Annotated in this window: 12 protein-coding genes and 3 pseudogenes; 9 read left to right on the top strand and 6 right to left on the bottom strand. The window is 69.1% G+C overall.

Annotation, left to right across the window (positions count from 1 at the left end; all coding sequences use genetic code 11):
* Window positions 1-401 precede the first annotated feature (401 nt).
* Window positions 402-650 (top strand): hypothetical protein, encoded by a 249-nt coding sequence (locus ABZS97_RS13650; RefSeq protein ID WP_356137087.1) that lies wholly within the window; start codon window positions 402-404, stop codon window positions 648-650.
* A gap of 194 nt (window positions 651-844) precedes the next feature.
* A pseudogene (locus ABZS97_RS13645) lies at window positions 845-1,036 on the top strand (IS630 family transposase); the annotation flags it as partial.
* Between the two features lie 157 nt (window positions 1,037-1,193).
* Here ABZS97_RS13645 and ABZS97_RS13640 read toward each other — a convergent pair.
* Window positions 1,194-1,730, bottom strand: a complete 537-nt coding sequence (locus ABZS97_RS13640; protein ID WP_356137085.1) for a DinB family protein — start codon at window positions 1,728-1,730, stop codon at window positions 1,194-1,196.
* Between the two features lie 88 nt (window positions 1,731-1,818).
* Here ABZS97_RS13640 and ABZS97_RS13635 point away from each other — a divergent pair, with 88 nt between their 5' ends.
* Complete coding sequence (locus tag ABZS97_RS13635) at window positions 1,819-2,349, top strand: hypothetical protein (RefSeq protein ID WP_356137083.1); 531 nt, start codon at window positions 1,819-1,821, stop codon at window positions 2,347-2,349.
* A gap of 53 nt (window positions 2,350-2,402) precedes the next feature.
* Here ABZS97_RS13635 and ABZS97_RS13630 read toward each other — a convergent pair whose 3' ends face one another.
* On the bottom strand, window positions 2,403-3,014 hold the full coding sequence (locus tag ABZS97_RS13630) for a TetR/AcrR family transcriptional regulator C-terminal domain-containing protein (protein ID WP_356137081.1): 612 nt from the start codon (window positions 3,012-3,014) through the stop codon (window positions 2,403-2,405).
* A gap of 161 nt (window positions 3,015-3,175) precedes the next feature.
* Here ABZS97_RS13630 and ABZS97_RS13625 point away from each other — a divergent pair, with 161 nt between their 5' ends.
* The 4 genes and pseudogenes from ABZS97_RS13625 (at window position 3,176) to ABZS97_RS13610 (ending at window position 7,104) form a co-directional block, all read left to right on the top strand.
* Entirely contained in the window at window positions 3,176-4,831 is a 1,656-nt protein-coding gene (locus ABZS97_RS13625; protein ID WP_356137079.1) for an amidohydrolase, read from the top strand.
* A gap of 82 nt (window positions 4,832-4,913) precedes the next feature.
* Window positions 4,914-6,401: an APC family permease gene (locus tag ABZS97_RS13620; RefSeq protein ID WP_356137077.1), complete on the top strand. Its 1,488-nt coding sequence runs from the start codon at window positions 4,914-4,916 to the stop codon at window positions 6,399-6,401.
* Between the two features lie 74 nt (window positions 6,402-6,475).
* A pseudogene (locus ABZS97_RS13615) lies at window positions 6,476-6,625 on the top strand (TetR/AcrR family transcriptional regulator); the annotation flags it as partial.
* Window positions 6,626-6,810: 185 nt separating this feature from the next.
* A complete protein-coding gene (locus ABZS97_RS13610; RefSeq protein ID WP_356137093.1) occupies window positions 6,811-7,104 on the top strand; it encodes a hypothetical protein in 294 nt (97 codons plus the stop codon).
* A 131-nt stretch (window positions 7,105-7,235) separates the two neighbouring features.
* Here the strand turns inward: ABZS97_RS13610 and ABZS97_RS13605 are convergent, their stop codons facing one another.
* From ABZS97_RS13605 to ABZS97_RS13595, 3 genes are all read right to left on the bottom strand, one after another.
* Entirely contained in the window at window positions 7,236-8,237 is a 1,002-nt protein-coding gene (locus tag ABZS97_RS13605) for a winged helix-turn-helix domain-containing protein (RefSeq protein ID WP_356137075.1), read from the bottom strand.
* Window positions 8,238-8,751: 514 nt separating this feature from the next.
* The gene (locus tag ABZS97_RS13600; RefSeq protein WP_356137073.1) at window positions 8,752-12,270 is read right to left on the bottom strand and encodes a hypothetical protein; all 3,519 of its coding nucleotides are present in this window, start codon (window positions 12,268-12,270) and stop codon (window positions 8,752-8,754) included.
* Between the two features lie 40 nt (window positions 12,271-12,310).
* Window positions 12,311-12,718, bottom strand: a complete 408-nt coding sequence (locus tag ABZS97_RS13595) for a hypothetical protein (RefSeq protein ID WP_356137071.1) — start codon at window positions 12,716-12,718, stop codon at window positions 12,311-12,313.
* Window positions 12,719-12,964: 246 nt separating this feature from the next.
* Here ABZS97_RS13595 and ABZS97_RS13590 point away from each other — a divergent pair.
* A pseudogene (locus ABZS97_RS13590) lies at window positions 12,965-13,185 on the top strand (transposase family protein); the annotation flags it as partial.
* A 126-nt stretch (window positions 13,186-13,311) separates the two neighbouring features.
* Here ABZS97_RS13590 and ABZS97_RS13585 read toward each other — a convergent pair.
* Window positions 13,312-14,451 (bottom strand): helix-turn-helix domain-containing protein, encoded by a 1,140-nt coding sequence (locus tag ABZS97_RS13585; RefSeq protein WP_356137069.1) that lies wholly within the window; start codon window positions 14,449-14,451, stop codon window positions 13,312-13,314.
* 86 nt (window positions 14,452-14,537) lie between these two features.
* Here ABZS97_RS13585 and ABZS97_RS13580 point away from each other — a divergent pair, with 86 nt between their 5' ends.
* On the top strand, window positions 14,538-15,593 hold the full coding sequence (locus ABZS97_RS13580; protein WP_356137067.1) for a ferredoxin reductase: 1,056 nt from the start codon (window positions 14,538-14,540) through the stop codon (window positions 15,591-15,593).
* The last annotated feature ends 1 nt before the right edge of the window (window position 15,594 follow it).

The following is a 15,594-nucleotide window of genomic DNA, read 5'->3' as shown; positions in this document are numbered from 1 at the left end:
GTATGCGCGCATCCACGTTATGCAGACCTGCCGCCCGCAAGCCGCCCGGCGTTGCGCCGGGCCAGGCGGTAGTCGGACCTCTCATCAGCGTCTCCGACGGCGCCTCTCGGGCCTGGTGGCACCACCCCCCAGGTCATCGGTTCGACAGGGGGGAACAGCCATGCCGGGCCCGAAGGCCAGCGGTCCCGTTGCGGAACCGCGAATGAAGATAACGGGGGATCTGTCCATATGGGCGCTTCGCTGCGCCCTCGTCCTGCTCGCGGGCTTCTACCTGCTGGGCGTCGTCCTGCTGGCAGTCCTGGCCGGCATCGACTACGCCGCCATCCGCTCTGCTCGACGCGATCGACGCCGACCCGGCCGTACGCTGGCGGATCGCCCACCAGTTCCCGAAGTCCGAGCAGGTGACGGCCGCGACCGGCAGCGCTGCCCGCGAGTTCTCCCGCCTGGCGCTGCGGCGGGCCCTCAACCAGCTGGTCACCATGGAACTGACGGCCCGCGGCGCCGCACGCTGGCAGCTGTCCTGGTCCGACTCAGCCACCCTGCGCTATCCCGCCGACGGCTTCGAGGACCAGCTCGACCTGGCCCTGGACGCGGCCGTCGCGGACCAGCCCGACACCGAATCCCTGCGAAAGCTGGTGCTCGCCCCGTGACCGGCCGCTACATCCGGGGGCATGCTGCTGTTCGGCGCGTTCAAGTTCCTGCGCGGCGACTACGTCATCCGCAAGGCGAAGCAGCTGGAAGGCGAAAGCGCGACGCTGAACGCTGCCGCCGAAGTGAGCGTGCCCACGTTCCCCGAGGCTCACGATCGTGTCGTCGATCAGCCACAAGTGCAGCACGGCACGAGCAGTTCACCATCGCCAACTCAAACTACCCCAACACACCGTGCAGACCCTGACGTTGCACGCCTACCTGCGGTGACGCAACGCCAACGCTCCGCCACCGCGACGTCCTGGCCTCCGAACGCAAGGAACGCGCCCGCATCCGCTGCGAGAAAGGCATCCGCTGGGGCGGTCGGCCCCTCGCCCCGGCGGTGTGACCGCCAGCAATGTGTGGCCAGGTTCGGTCCGCAAGACCCCTCATGACCAGACTGTACTCACGGGCGGTTGGCCATTTCGCTCAGCGGTAGCTGGCCAGTACGGTACCGATTCGTCACATGCTGGGCTGCGGCATGCTTCGTGGGGCGCAACGGCAGGCTACTCGCCAATGACGCCATCGATGGCCTCACGGAGGAGATCCGCATGGCCGACGTGGCGGGCGTACTCCTCGATCACGTGCTCAAGGACGAACCGCACATCGGTGTCACCGAATTCCGCGTTCGGCACGATACGCGCGAGGTCGACGGTCACCTTCGCGAATGCCTGCCGCGACTCCTCGCACGCCTTGAGGTAGTCCTCGTAGACATCCCTGGCCGGCGTAGCGTCCGACTCGTCGTACCACTCGCCACCGTCAGCGGTGACGTAAGTCCGATACGGAAAGAAGCGAGGCGTCGTGCCGGACAACGTCCGCTGGAACCAGGCACGCTCAACCCCCTGCAGATGGCGCATGAGCCCCAGCAGGGTCAACGCCGACGACCGCACAGGACGTAGCCGCAGTTGTGCCTCCGAGAGCCCCTGGCACTTCCACAAGAAGGTCGCTCGGTGGTAGTCGAGATTCGAGGCGATCACCTCCAGCCACGAGCCCGATACTGCGCGCTCAGGTCGGACGATCTTCTGGACCACAATGTCGCTCACGCTGGAATCTCCTCACCAGTCATCAAACTTGGTCGAGTTCGCACGTGCCCACGATCCGAGGACCGACCGGCACCTCTACCGGCACCTCATGAGCACGTCCGCCCAAGAAGACCTCTCTTCGTCTCGGAACTCATCGCTCGATGCCGCCTCGGGAGTCGCCATCAGTGGCCTGCTCAAAGCCGGACAGCGCATCACCTTCGCCCGTGTTGCACGGGAGGCGAACGTGTCGACCTGGTTCGTCCACGACAAGGCCGAGGTCAAGGCCGCGCTCCTGGACGCGATGAACGACCAGGCCCGTCACGGGGCCGAAGCCGTCGCAACCCCCCGATCCAAGCCGGGTATACCCGCTGACCTGCGTCTGGCCCGGCCAGTTGAACGACCGGCGAGTCCGGTGGTGGCCCAGGGCCGGCGTCCTGGTAGGCGCGGTCGGCCAGGACGGGGGCGTCTGCCGCTCGCAGACATGGATGATCCGGTGGCCGCGGTCGAGAAGGCCCAGTCGGCCACGTACGAGATGAAGGTCCCGTTGGGCAGCGGCTGTTCGATGCTGCCACGTGCCATCGACCTCCTGAGCAGATGCGGACGCAAGGTGGCGAGGCAGGCCGCAGCCTTTTTGGCCTAGGGGGCCGTGGTGCGGCGTTGACCGGCCGAGCCTGGCGGCGTGCACGACTGCCGTCAGCGACGCAGCAGGTCGCGGAATCCGGTGAGCAGGGCGCGCAGCCCGAGGTCGAAGGCCAGGGTGGCGCGGCTGCGGTCGGCGGGGGTCTGGTCGAGTACGGCGCTGAGGTGCGGGGTCGCGTCGCGGGCGACGTCGGAGACCATCACGGGCGGCGCCACCAGGTCGAGGGCGGAGCCGAGAACGAAACTCTCCAGTGCGGTGATCAGCGGCATGACCTCATGCGTGGCGAAACCGGCGTCCAGGAGCAGCGCCGCGACCTTCTCGTACATCGCGTGCATGAAGGGCTCGGCCAGCGGGGCGGTGGCGAGCAGGGGTACCGCCCCCGGGTGGGCGGCGAAGGCGGCGAGGTAGGAACGGGCCCAGCCCTCCAGGGATTTGTCCCAGGGCTGTGACCAGTCCTGGTCGTCTCTGGTCGTGAGGGCGAGTTCCTCGCGCATCAACGTGATGATGTCGTCGCGGCCGGCGACGTGGTGGTAGAGCGCGGACGGGGCGACGCCCAGGGCTTTGGCCAGGGCCGGGATGGAGAAGGCGCCCTTCTCGTCGGCCAGGCGCAGTGCCGCGGCACCGATGCGCCGGCGGTCCAGCAGGGGTGTGCGCGGCCGTCCCACGGTGGCTCCTCGGAGAAATCGTCTTCGCTGGTCGTAACCCAGACGTTACCGAATGGCATTCAGTAAAACTCTTCCCAGCCGCCTGGACGGCGCCTACATTACCGGAAACCGAACGCCTTTCAGTTAGGCGGCCGGCCGAAGGAAAGGCACCGCCACACGCCATGCACGCCGACATCGTCTTCACCGGAGGGACCGTCCGGACCGGGGCCGCAGATGCCCCCGTCCACGACGCCCTCGCCGTCACCGGCGGCCGGATCACCGCCCTCGGAGCACCGGCGCTGGCCGCCCGGGGACCGCGTACCACCGTCGTCGACCTGGCCGGCGGGGCCCTGCTGCCGGCGTTCGGCGACGGACATGTGCACCCCGTGATGGGAGGACTGGGTCTGGCCGGCGTGCCGGTCCGGGACCGTGGAAGCGTCGAGGAGATCGTCGAGACCGTACGAGCCTGGGCCGCCGAACACCCGGACACGGAGTGGATCACCGGTGACGGCTTCGACCCGTGGCTCGCCCCCGACGGCCGGTTCGACGCCCGGTGGCTGGACGCCGCCGTACCCGACCGTCCCGTCGTCCTGCGCACCATGGACCACCACACCGCCTGGGTGAACAGCGAGGCCCTGCGCCGGGCCGGTTACACCGCATACACCCCGGACCCGGCGGGCGGGGAGATCCTGCGCCGGGAGGGATCATCCGAGCCGCTGGGCACCCTGCGCGAGTTCGGAGCTCTCGGCCCGGTGCTCGCCCTCATTCCCACGGCGTCCCACGAGGCACAGGTGGCGGCGCTGCGCGAAGCCGCAGCCCGGTTCGCCGCCGCCGGCGTGACCTGGGTACAGGATGCCTGGGTCGAACCGCACCAGGCCGACGTCTGGGTCACCGCCGCGACCACAGAGCCGGGGCTTCCCGTACGAGCCGACCTCGCCTTCGTCCTGGAACCCGACGGCTGGCGCGAGCGCATCCTCCGGTTCACGGCGGACCGGGAGAAGGTGGAGAGCTCCGCTACCGGGCTGCTGACCGCGCGGTCCGTGAAGTTCTTCGCCGACGGCGTCATCGAGTCCGGCACCGCAGCCCTCCTCGAGCCCTACACCGACTGCCCGCACTCGCACGGCATCGCCAACTGGGCGCCCCAGGAGCTGGCCGAGGCCGTCACCGCCGTCGACGCACTCGGCTTCCGCGCGCACCTCCACGCCATCGGCGACGGCGGAGTCCGGATGGCTCTGGACGCAATCGAGGCCGCCGCCGGCGCCAACGGCGCCCGCGACCGCCGTCCGGTCATCGCCCACGCCCAGCTCATCGACCCCACCGACCTGGCACGGTTCGCCGCACTCGGCGTGGTCGCCAACCTCCAGCCGCTGTGGGCCCAGCCCGACCCCCTGATGACCGAGCTGACGCTGCCGAGGATCGGCCCGCAACGCGGCGGGCGGCAGTACCAGATCGCCGCCCTGCTCGGCTCCGGCGCCCGGCTCTCGTTCGGCAGCGACTGGCCGGTCACCGCCCATGAACCACTGCGGGGCATCGCCACCGCAGTGACCCGCCAGACGCCCGAGGGTGTTCCCGAGGGCGGCTGGCTCCCCGAGGAACGGATCGACATCGACACCGCTCTCGCCGCCTACTCCGCAGGATGCGCCCACCAGGCGTTCGAGGAGAAGGAATGGGGCGCGCTGCGTCCCGGAATGCGCGCCGACCTGGTGCATCTCGCCGCCGACCCGGCCGAGACCGCCCCAGCTGACCTCGCGCGCCTCCCCGTCCTGGGCACCTGGCTCGCCGGCCGGCATACCCACGACGCCACCACCCCCCGCAGCACGCGTGCCGGGAGACGATAGACCCACGTCGTCGTCACGACCGGTCTGCGTCTCCTGGACGTTCCACCCGCTCCCCGACCCCAGACACCACGCGGAGACCTCCATGACCGAGCCCCTCGTCCCCACCGCTCCCCAGCAGCCCCCACCGGCCGCCGGGACCGATCAGGGCCATCACCTCCAGCGCGGCAGCCTCGGCGTCGCCGACATCGTCTTCTTCGTCGTCGCCGCGGCCGCCCCGCTCACCGTGATGGCCGGCGTCGCTCCCCTCGCCATCCTCTTCGGCGGCATCGGTGCCCCGGTCGCCTATCTCGCCATCGGCGTGGTGCTGGTCCTCTTCGCGGTCGGCTTCACCGCGATGACGCCGTACATCCGCAACACCGGCGCCTTCTACTCGTACATCGCCCGAGGCCTCGGACGTCCGGCAGGACTGGGGGCGGCGCTCCTCGCGGTGTTCTCGTACAACTCCCTTCAGATCGGCATGTTCGGCGCCTTCGGCTTCTTCGCCTCCACCACCGCGAACGACCTCCTCGGCGTCGACCTGCCCTGGCCGGTGTACGCCTTCGCCGGGATCGCCGCCGTCTGGTTCCTGGGCTTCCGCTCCATCAACCTCGGCGCCAAGGTCCTGGCCGCCCTGCTGATCGCGGAGACCGCCATCCTGGTACTGCTCGCCGGCGCCGTCCTGGTCAAGGGCGGCGCGAACGGGCTGAGCTTCGACTCCTTCGCCCCCTCGAACATCTTCGTCTCGGGGATGAGCGGACCGCTCGGTCTCGCCGTCGCCGCATTCATCGGCTTCGAGGCCACCGCCATCTACCGCGAGGAGGCCCGCGACCCCGACCGCACCGTGCCCCGCGCCACCTACCTCGCCGTCGGCTTCCTCGGCCTCTTCTACGCCTTCATCGCCTGGATCATCGTGCAGGCCTTCGGCAGCGACCAGGCCGTCGCCGTCGCCGCGAAGAACCCGGCGGAAATGTTCTTCACCGCCATGACCCAGTACGTCGGCGGCTGGGCGACCGACGTCCAGCGCGTCCTGATCGTCACCAGCGTGCTCGCCGCCCTGCTCGCCTTCCACAACGCCATCACCCGCTACGTCTACGCCCTGTCCGTCGAGAGTGTCGCCCCCGCGGCACTGAGCCGCGTGCACCCCAGGCACGGCTCACCGTGGATGGCCGGCATCGCCCAGAGCGTACTGGCGGTCGCGGTCGTCGCCGTCTTCGCCATGATCGGCGTCGACCCCTACACCAAGTTCTTCCTGTGGGTGAACACTCCCGGTGTGGTCGGCATCCTCGTCCTGCAGGCACTGGCGGCCTTCGCGGTGGTCTCCTTCTTCCGCCGTAACTCCGCCGAGCACGGCGAGGGACGCATGCGCACCCTCCTCGCGCCCGCCGCGGCCGGCGTCCTCCTCACCGCTGTCACCGTGCTGGTCTGCAAGCGCCTGGACCTGTTCACCGGCGCGGGCCCGACCGCCAACTGGGCACTGGTCGCGCTCACCCCGGCAGTGTTCCTGGCCGGCATGGCCCTCGCCGGACGCATCCGCCGCACCCGGCCCGATGTCTACGCCAAGCTGGCCACCACCGACGTCGACGCCACCTGACGTGCGAACAGGGGCGGTCCCGGCTTCCGACCTCAGGCCGGCACACGGGACCGTCCCGCACGGTACGTTGCCCTATGCCCAGCCCGAAAGCCGACCCGACCTCCCTGCCCGCCGCTCCGGAAAGCGCCGACTCCACCCGTGAGCAGATCGTCGCCGCGGCCACGGACGAGTTCGCCCGCCACGGAATCGCCGGCGCCCGGGTGGACCGCATCGCCAAACAGGCCAGTACCAGCAAGGAGCGCGTCTACGCGTACTTCCGCGGCAAGGAGGCGCTCTACGCATACGTGTCCCTGCTTGAAATGGCCCGCGTAGCGCGGGCCACCCCCGACCCGGCCGATCTGCCGGGCTACGCGGGCCGCCTCTACGACCACTTCACGATCACCCGCCCCGACCACCACCGGCTGATCGCCTGGGGCGCTTCGAACTCGCCGGCACCGCCGCTTCGTCCGGCGCCGACACGGTTCGGGACACCATCGCCGGCAAGATCGACCAGTTGCGCGACGCGCAGCGGACGGGTCGGCTCGATCCGGCCTGGGATCCGGTCGACATCCTCGCCCTGGTCAACCAGATCGCCACCACATGGGCGGCCCAGACCGAGATCGGCGCCGTCGCGGCGGAACACGCCGCGGATCCGTCCCCTGCCGCTCGCCGCGCCGCCGTGGTCACCGCCGTCGAACGGCTCTTCCCCCGTGTGACGCGGTGAGCCGACCGGCCTCTGTCTCTCCACGACAGCGGGCACGCCGACGGCGATCGCGCGACCGCGCCACGCCCTCTCGGGAATGCCGCGGCGGGTCCTGACGCCCTGGAGGGCACCGTTTCGACCCGGTCGTCCCGTCAGGCCAGGGGGTGCCGCTGGTCCAGCAGGGCGATGCCCAGCGACGTGACAGTGTGGACGACCGCTTTGCCCTCGCGCCGGCTGGTGACCAGGTGGGCGTTGCGCAGCACCGTCGCGTGGTGGCTCGCGGTCGCCGGTGAGATGTTCAGGCGGCGGGCCAGCTCCGTGGTGCCGCACCCGTCGACGGTCTCTCTCAACACCGCGGCCCGGGTCCGCCCCAACAGGTCGTCGAGTGACGGGGTGGTGGACTCGCCGGTGTCCTCCCACAACGCGGTATCGAGTGACGTGGTCCTGACGGTGGGGACGGCCAGAATGGGTGCCCGGTCCGGGTCCAGTGGCGCTTGCAGAAGTTCGACCTGTTGCGTGGAGAACATCGTCGGCGCGATGACGAGACCTCGCCCGTTCAGGTGGATGTCCGCGTGGCGCGGGTGGACCACTTCGAGCACGGGCGGCCGCCAGCGGACCAACGGACCGCAGAGCGTGGTGAGGAGTTGCTCGACTCCGCCGTCGGCCATCGTGCCCACGTACGCGGCCCGGACCTCGCTCAGACGCGAGCGCACACTGCTCCAGTAGGGGGCGACAGTGGCGCTGTGACAGGCCCGCAGTGCCATGGCCACCTGGCGGCGAGCTTCCCGGTCGCCGCCCACCAGGTTCCGGGCCCAGGAGCGATGCGCGGGATGGAAGTCGATGTTCTCCAGTTCCAGGCGTATCAGGGCACGGGGAGCCGCCATCAGGTTGTCCACCGCCTCGTCGATGGACGCCGTGTCTCCCATCAGGCTCATCGCGTCGACCAGCGGACCGCGCAGGGGCATCAACGCGGCCAGTGGACCGGCCTGGCCGCCCAGCCGTCCACGTACCGATACATGCCAGCGGCGGAAGGCAAGCGAGGTATCGCGGTCCTTCAACAGCTTCACACTGTCGAACGTCTCCGCCGCCACGCCGATCGTCGTGGCCACACGGGTCCGCGCCAAGTCCTCCGCTGTGAAGTGAATGCGTTTCACCGAGCGCCCCGTCCTACGCGTCCCTGTTTCGCTCACAGCAGTCTCAGTTCCGGACGCAAGCCACGCAATGATCAAACAGGCCACGGCCGGTCGACCCTGGGGCGGCGCTTCCGTCTCTTCGGGCGGCGGTGAGGTCGTGAGTCGAGCCGGGCAGAGTAGTCGCCCGAACGGATCGGTCAGAACCTGGACGTTCATGCCGTGGCAACCAGGGCCTCGACGGCTTCGCGGATGTAGCGGTAGACGGTCCCGACGCCGAGCTGCCGGCTGGCCGTAAGTGTCACCGTGCCGCAGGTGGGCATCGGCAAAGAGCCTGTCGCTCGGCGGGCAGGCGCCGCCCCCGCGCCCCCATCTCCCGCCGCCTGGCCGCCAGTTACCCGGCCAGGAACCGCGAGGTACAGCCGGACAGATCAATCGAGGACGCGCAGACATGCACGCCAAGCTGCTGGCAGACACGGGTGATCTTGGTCGAGAACCCAGGTGTCCATCGCCCCTGCCACCTCGGTGCTGTACGCCCTCACGCTGGGAGGGTCTCGTGCAGCCTGGTGAGCGTTTCCTGAGCGATGTCCGTGAGCACTTCGGGGGACATGGTGGCGAGGGCTCGGACCGTTCGCTGCCATCTGCCCGTCTGCAGCGCGTGCGCAACGAGCCTGCGCGCCTCTGTCGGGGCTGCGTACTCGGCCATGCCCACCAAGGCGTCCGCGCGGTAGGTGGGTTCGGCGAGGTTCCAGGCGATCTCCTCGGCATGCGCGATATCTCCTGCGGCCGCGCATGCCGGTGCCACCGTCGACCACGTCCAATCCGCCATCTCGTGATCCCACCCGAGGCCCGCCGAGTCTCGAGAGCGAAGCAGTGCATCGGTGAACCCGGCCATGATGGTCTCGGCGTCGAGGGCCGCGGCTCTTGCTCGGTCGGTGTCGCCCGTATCAGCCCATGCCCGAGCGACCTCCGAGAGTTCCCGGGCTCGCTCCAACGGGTCTGCGGCATCCCTCGCGCATTGATCGGCCCGCCGCAGCAGAGCGGTGGCACGATCGGCCTCGCCCGCCTTGGCTGCCGCCCGCGCCACGCCTGCCAGTGTGTGGGCTACCACTGCCAGGGCGTGTTCTGGTGAGTCGGCCATGGTGATGCTCAGGGCGAGTTCCTCGGCGCGGTCGAAGTCACCTGTCCGGGCAGCCGACCAAGCCACCTCCTGCCACGCCCAAGGCAGTCCGTCACTCTCCGAGATGTCGGACAGCATGTCTTCGGCGCGGTCGAAGTCCTCCAGCCTCCCCCAGGCCATAGCGATCTCCTTCTGAGCGCTCGCGAGTTCCTCAGGATCTGTGATGGTCCGGGCGGCCTTCTCCGCCCGCTGCACCACCTCGGTCGCGACAACCGCTCCCCCTGTGCGGCTCAGCGTCCTCACCTGGTTCTTGGGTTCGGGTATCCGGTTCGCCAGATCCCAGATGCGTCGGGCGATCACTTTCGCTTCAGCCATATGTCCCGATGCAGCCAGAGCGTCCACCACTGCCTCGAGGTCCCAGAGCATTCGGCTGGGCTTGGTGCTTCCGCGGGCGAGTTGCTCGGCCATCCTGCCTACGGCCCTGGCGCGGGCAGCTTCTCCTGCCTCGGCCCACGCGCACGCCACCCCGGCCATCTCCCGTGCCCGCTGACGAGCATCGGTGATGATTTTGGTGGTCTTCTCAGCGCGTGCGATCTCCCCTGCTTCGGTCAGGGTCTGCACCACTTGAGCCGTGGCTCTGTCCACGGCGTCGGAGTCCCCCGAGCGGTGCGTCGAACGGCTGATGCTCCGGATGATCTCCTCGGCGCGGTCGAAGTCACCTTTCTTGGCCCATTCCGGGGCCACCGCGGCCAGATCCAGCAACCGGGTCCGCGGATCGGTGATGCTCCGGGCAACTTGCTCGGCTCGGCCCGGGTCCCCGACAGCTCCCCAGGCCCGAACGACGTGCCCCCAGGCCAGACTCTCGTACGCATCGCCCGTGGTGATATTCCTGGCGATGTGCTCGGCCTCGGCAGCCACCGCGTGGGCGCGCTCGGCGCGACCGGCCTGCGCCCACGCCTTCGCCGCACTGCCCAACTGCCCTGCGAAATGGTCCAGTCTGACGTAGGTCGCCCTGCTCCTCGCGAGATTCTCCATTCGCTCGGCAACCGTTGCAGCTCGCCTGTCCAGCCCCACCGCCGCCAGCGTCGAAGCGGCCCGCGCCAACGCCCAGGGTCCTTGGAGCGGGTCGGTGATGCTTTGCGCGATGGTCTCGGCCCTGCGTGCCGCTGCCCTGGCCCGGATTGCGTCCGTCCCGGCCAGTGCCTCCGCGATTTCCTGCTGCGCTCGCACCATCCCCAGCCGGTCGTCCGCGCTGACGCTCCGGGCTGTTCGCTCGGCGAAGTCGATATGGCCCGCCTCGGCCGCCGCTCGTGCCACGCCGGCCAGGGCGCTGGACCGATCCAGAAGGTCGGCGATCGCTGCGGCGACTTTGTACGCTTCCTCGTGGTAGCCGGCCTTCGCGACCGCGATGGAGACATCGATGAGCCCCGAGGACGCGCCCCTGTCCGACACAGGAACCGTCGCCGAGAACGTGACCACTTCCTCGACCAGCGTGTGCACGTAAGCATCCTCTTGCCGGTCGTTCAAGGCGCGGATAACAGCGGCCAGTGCGACGAGTTGAGGACCACGATGAGGAATGGAACGGGCGAGTGCCTCGGCACGTTCGGGCTTCCCCGTCAGCGCCCATACAGCCGGCAGGTTGGAGGGGATGTCACTGTTGCGGCCGCTGATCTGTTCTTTGCGCACTGACAACAGGGTCAAGGCGCGCAGGTCGGGCTCGTTCCGACTGAGGAACCCGTCTTGCGTGGCGCTGATTTCACCAAGCGCGGCGACATCGCCGCCGGTCACCTCGAACAATCGGTCGTGTCGTGCGACGTCCAGAGCGCAATCGGCCATCCGGGACAGATCGCCGTCGGCCTGCAGCATGGAGAAGTAACCGCGCAGCAGGTACTCGGGAGTATCCGTGGGCCAGCTCAGCTCGCGGTAACGCTCGGCCCAGACATGGAGCTGCTCACGGTATTCCTGAATTCCTTCTCGGCCGAATCCTTTGACTGCGGCCTGCTGGAGCTCCTCATGACCGAGAAGATAGACCTCACGGGACCCCACGGATCTGATGGGGCTGGCAACTGATTTACGTGTGATCACCCGTCCCGACGAGGAGCGAAGAGTCTCCTGGACTTCGCCCAGTCGGCGGTTCGTGAGCTCGGAGAGATCTTCTCCGTCGAGGCCGCCCCCGGCCGCGGCGATCAGGCCCAGCAGTTCCTGCTCGGTCTTGTCTCCCTGCAGCAGGCGATCCAGCTGGGGTTCGGCGGCGATGCGAATGCCCTCGGCGTGCACCGACGGCGCCAGGATCCGCTCGGAGGGACGGAGCGGGTGCCCGGGGGGTACATCGGCGGGGATGGAGCGGCCGGACGCCACGATGCGTACGCCGGCCGGAGGCCGGTGAGGCAGTAGCGCGGCGATGCTGTGTTGGGCGGCTCCGGTGTCCTCGTCCAGCCCGTCCACAACCACTACGAGGTGCTTTCCGCGCCCCCTGCACGCCCTGGCCGCCGCGTCCAGCAACTGCAGGAAATACGCCGGGCGACTCTCGGGGACGAGGTTCGCCGGTATGGGCTCGCCAAGAAGCGTTGCCAACTGTTCGATGACGACGTTCAGGAAGGCGCCGTGATCGCTTTGCCCTGGGAAGCGGCGGGTGATGAAGAACGAGACAATCTCCGCCTCCTTCGGGGGGTCGAGGACGAACGAGGACAGCAAAGCGGTCTTCCCCGCCCAGGGACCCGCCTTCCAGAAGAGGTAATCGTGCGACGGCTCCGACTCACAGCAGAAGGCTGCGAGCTGCCTCAGTTCCTTGTCTCGGTCCTTCAGTTCCTCGGGGGCGATCTGCCGCACCAGATAAAGGTATGGCGACCGGGCACGCTGCCGTTCGCTCGGGTAATGATTGATCTGCGTGCCGTGTACCAACACTCCCTTGGAGCCGGTGATCTCGATTTGGTTCACGGTCTCGTCGGGATCATTGTCCCCACCGCCGACGGGAACTTCAGTCCCTCGGTGTGTCACCGGATGCTCCTCCGGCGTTGAAGAAATTGATCTGCGACCCCTGCCCCGCGTGCACGCCTTGGGAGTTATGGACGCGCACCACGCCGATTCCGGCACCGGGACCGCTGCCGTTGACTTCCCGCAAGAACGCCTCCGCCGCAGCCTGAACCTGCCCATCTCGGTCGGCGCCGGACATGACAAGCGCTTCTCGGAGCGCTTCGTCGTCGATCTCGGATTCCCCGCCCATCACGGGCAGTTCAAGGTCCCGGTCCCCGCGTGAGTCGAGGCGACGCTGAACCGCAACGCGCAACCTCTCGTACGCCTCCCGCACCGCACTGCTGGCGGACTCCGACAGCCCCGCCGCAGCCCCCGCCCCCAGCGCCGCAACCACCAACTCGATCTCGTTCATCGCCGCTCCTCGTCCAAGAACGAATCCCTCTCGCTCGTGCCAGGGCGCACGAAGGTCGCCGAGGCAGCCAGTGTTGCATCGACTACGGCAGTCGTGTGCGGGCTTGCCGACGAACGGAGCCATTGAGCGTTCTCCAACTTGCCAGTTGGTGTGGGCAGTTGGGCCAGGGAGTTGGGCTGACAGACCGGCGAAGCCCCTGGTAGATGGCTGTTCCACCAAGAAATCCGTCTCCACCAGAGGCTTCGTATGCTTCTCCACCGTCCGAGCACCGACGTGCCCAGCTCTGCCTTGCGCTTCCTGTCCGCCGAACTGCGCCGCCACCGCAGGGAGCTCGGTACCCGAGGGTGACGCTTGAAGGCAGGCCGGCAAACCCTGCTCACGTGCGCCCACTTGCGTAAGGTCGCTCGTACGCTCAGCTCGCCGCGGGGTTCGACACCGGGACCGCCACCGCACACCGCTACATCACCTCTGCGGCCACCACACCCCCAGTCTCACCCGGCTATTACTGCTCTTCCCCGGGCCGCATGAGCCAGCTGCCGGCACCGAGGACGAGGCACGATTCCTGGACCTCTCGCGGATGGTCCAATAACGCGTCAGCTGCCCCGAAGACCGACCGCCAGCGTCAGCTCAAGGACCCGGTGCGGCGATGCGAGATCCGGGAACAGCTCCCGCAGCTGCGACATCCGGTACCGGACGGTCTGGGGATGGACGAACAACGCCGCCGCCACCTCCTCCCGCCTGCCCTGGTGCAGCAGCCACGCCCGCAACGTCTCCTCCAGCCGCCGCGCGGTCGCGTCCGGCAAAGTCCGCAATGGTGCGAGGGCTCGGGCACGCAGGTCTGCGAACGCCTCCACGTCGGCGCTCAGCACCAGTTCGGGCAGGTGGTCCTCGGTGTCGCGGATATCAGAGGAGAGGGAGCGCGCGCGTACGGCTCGTGCGTAGGAGGCGGACGCACGAGTCCATGGCCGGGCGGGCCCGACCACGGCGGTGCGGTCGGTCAGCCGCCGCAGGAGATGTGATCGGTCGGCATCGGGGACGAGCAGCACGCCGAGGGCGTCCGGCAGATCGTCGAGGACGAGGGTGCTCGGGTCGAGGGTGCGGTACGCAGGCCGGGCCTGGGCGGCGGGCAGCAGGACCGCGGTCAGCGAAACCGGAGGCTGCCACCCGGCCCGTTGAGCAGAGGCCAGCAGCACGTCCGGGCTCGCGCCGGTGAGGAGGTCGCGAGCCAGGTGCTCCAGGTGGCGTTCATGGGCCCGGCCCCGGGCGGCCAGTTCGTCGGCGTGCCCCGCGGCGCTCGCGGCGGAGAGCTCGTCGATGTAGGCGAAGGTCAGCTCGGCGAACTTGGCGACCTCGGCGGCGGGCAGACCTGCGGGTACGGCACCCGCTGCCAGGCATCGCCAGGCCACGCGGGCGCCGACACGGTAGGCGCTGAGCAGGGCGTCCATCGAACGGCCGTCGCGCACCTCGCCGCGGCCCAGCTCATAAGCCGCGTCACCGGCATCGGCTCCCGTGACATTCCCGCTCGCGAGATCCAGATAGTGCCCCAGGGCGGTGCGGACGGCTCGTCGGATGGTGGCGCCCATGCGGCCCGAAAGGGCGTTGGCGTAGGGAGGGACCTCGTCGATGATCGCCTGAACGATTTCGTCGGCGGTGGTCCTCAGCGCGGCCCGCAGCACGGTGACCGTCGTCTCATCCAGGGCCAGCTCGGTGGCCTTGCGGATTGCATGGCTCATCTTTTGTTCCCTACGAACAATTCAGTCGACCAGATTTACGTCCTGCGGTCAGGACTTTACGCCTTGAGGCGCAGCAAGCTGGAGCCATGACGAGTGCAGCCCTCCGCAGTAGGGCGTGGAAACTGCTGGAGATGGTCACGACGCCGCTGCTGCCGTCGGATTACCTCGACCTGGTCAGCCCGCTGCGTGCGGGCGCTGACCTGCGGGGGCGCATCGAGGCCGTGCACCCCGAGACGGGTGACGCCGCGACCATCGTGATCAGGCCGGGACGGGGCTGGCGCGGCCACACGGCCGGTCAGTACGTGCGGATCGGGGTCGACGTCGACGGGGTGCGCCTGTGGCGTGCCTACTCGGTCACCTCGCCGACAAACCGCCCAGACGGCCGCGTCACGATCACCGTGAAGGCGATCCCGGACGGCAAAGTCAGCAACCACCTGGTCCGCCGGGCGAAGCCGGGCACGCTGATCCAGCTCGACCAGGCGACCGGTGACTTCGTGCTGCCGCAGGCCAAGCCCGCCAAGGTGCTCTACCTGACGGCCGGCAGCGGCATCACGCCCGTGATGGGCATGCTGCGCGACACCGAGTTCGACGACGTCGTCATGGTCCACTGCGCGCCACAGCCGCAAGACGTGATCTTCCGCAACGAACTGCACGACCTGGTCGCGGACAAGAAGCTGCGTCTGACCGAGTTGCACACCGCCACACACGGCATGCTCGACATCGCCCGTCTCGACGAACTCGTGCCCGACTGGGCCGAGCGCGAGACCTGGGCCTGCGGGCCCGCGGGCCTGCTCGACGCCGCCGAAGAGCACTGGACCGAGCACGGCATCCAAGAGCGCCTGCACACCGAACGCTTCCGCCCCGGCATCGTCGTCACCGGCGACGGTGGCGAGGTCACCTTCAGCACCACCGGCAAGACCGTCGACGCGGACGGCGCCACGCCGTTGCTGGACGTCGGCGAGGAGGCCGGCGTACTCATGCCCTCCGGATGCCGCATGGGCATCTGCTTCGGCTGCGTCACGCCGCTCAAGGCGGGCGCCGTTCGCGACCTGCGCACCGGCGAGATCACCGAGGCCGAGCCGGGCGTCCTCATCCAGACCTGCGTGTCCGCCGCGGCGGGCCCCTGCGACATCGAACGGTAGG

The sequence above is a fragment of the Streptomyces sp. NPDC005485 genome, assembly GCF_040606085.1.
GTDB lineage: Bacteria > Actinomycetota > Actinomycetes > Streptomycetales > Streptomycetaceae > Streptomyces.
Note: the sequence above shows the minus strand (reverse complement) of the source record. Positions and strands in the feature narration are given on the sequence as shown.

Coding starts and splice junctions, on each gene's coding strand:
- ABZS97_RS13620 (WP_356137077.1), top strand. CDS start 4,914: ATGACCGAGCCCCTCGTCCCCACCGCTCCCCAGCAGCCCCCACCGGCC.
- ABZS97_RS13635 (WP_356137083.1), top strand. CDS start 1,819: ATGAGCACGTCCGCCCAAGAAGACCTCTCTTCGTCTCGGAACTCATCG.
- ABZS97_RS13580 (WP_356137067.1), top strand. CDS start 14,538: ATGACGAGTGCAGCCCTCCGCAGTAGGGCGTGGAAACTGCTGGAGATG.
- ABZS97_RS13595 (WP_356137071.1), bottom strand. CDS start 12,718: ATGAACGAGATCGAGTTGGTGGTTGCGGCGCTGGGGGCGGGGGCTGCG.
- ABZS97_RS13625 (WP_356137079.1), top strand. CDS start 3,176: ATGCACGCCGACATCGTCTTCACCGGAGGGACCGTCCGGACCGGGGCC.
- ABZS97_RS13585 (WP_356137069.1), bottom strand. CDS start 14,451: ATGAGCCATGCAATCCGCAAGGCCACCGAGCTGGCCCTGGATGAGACG.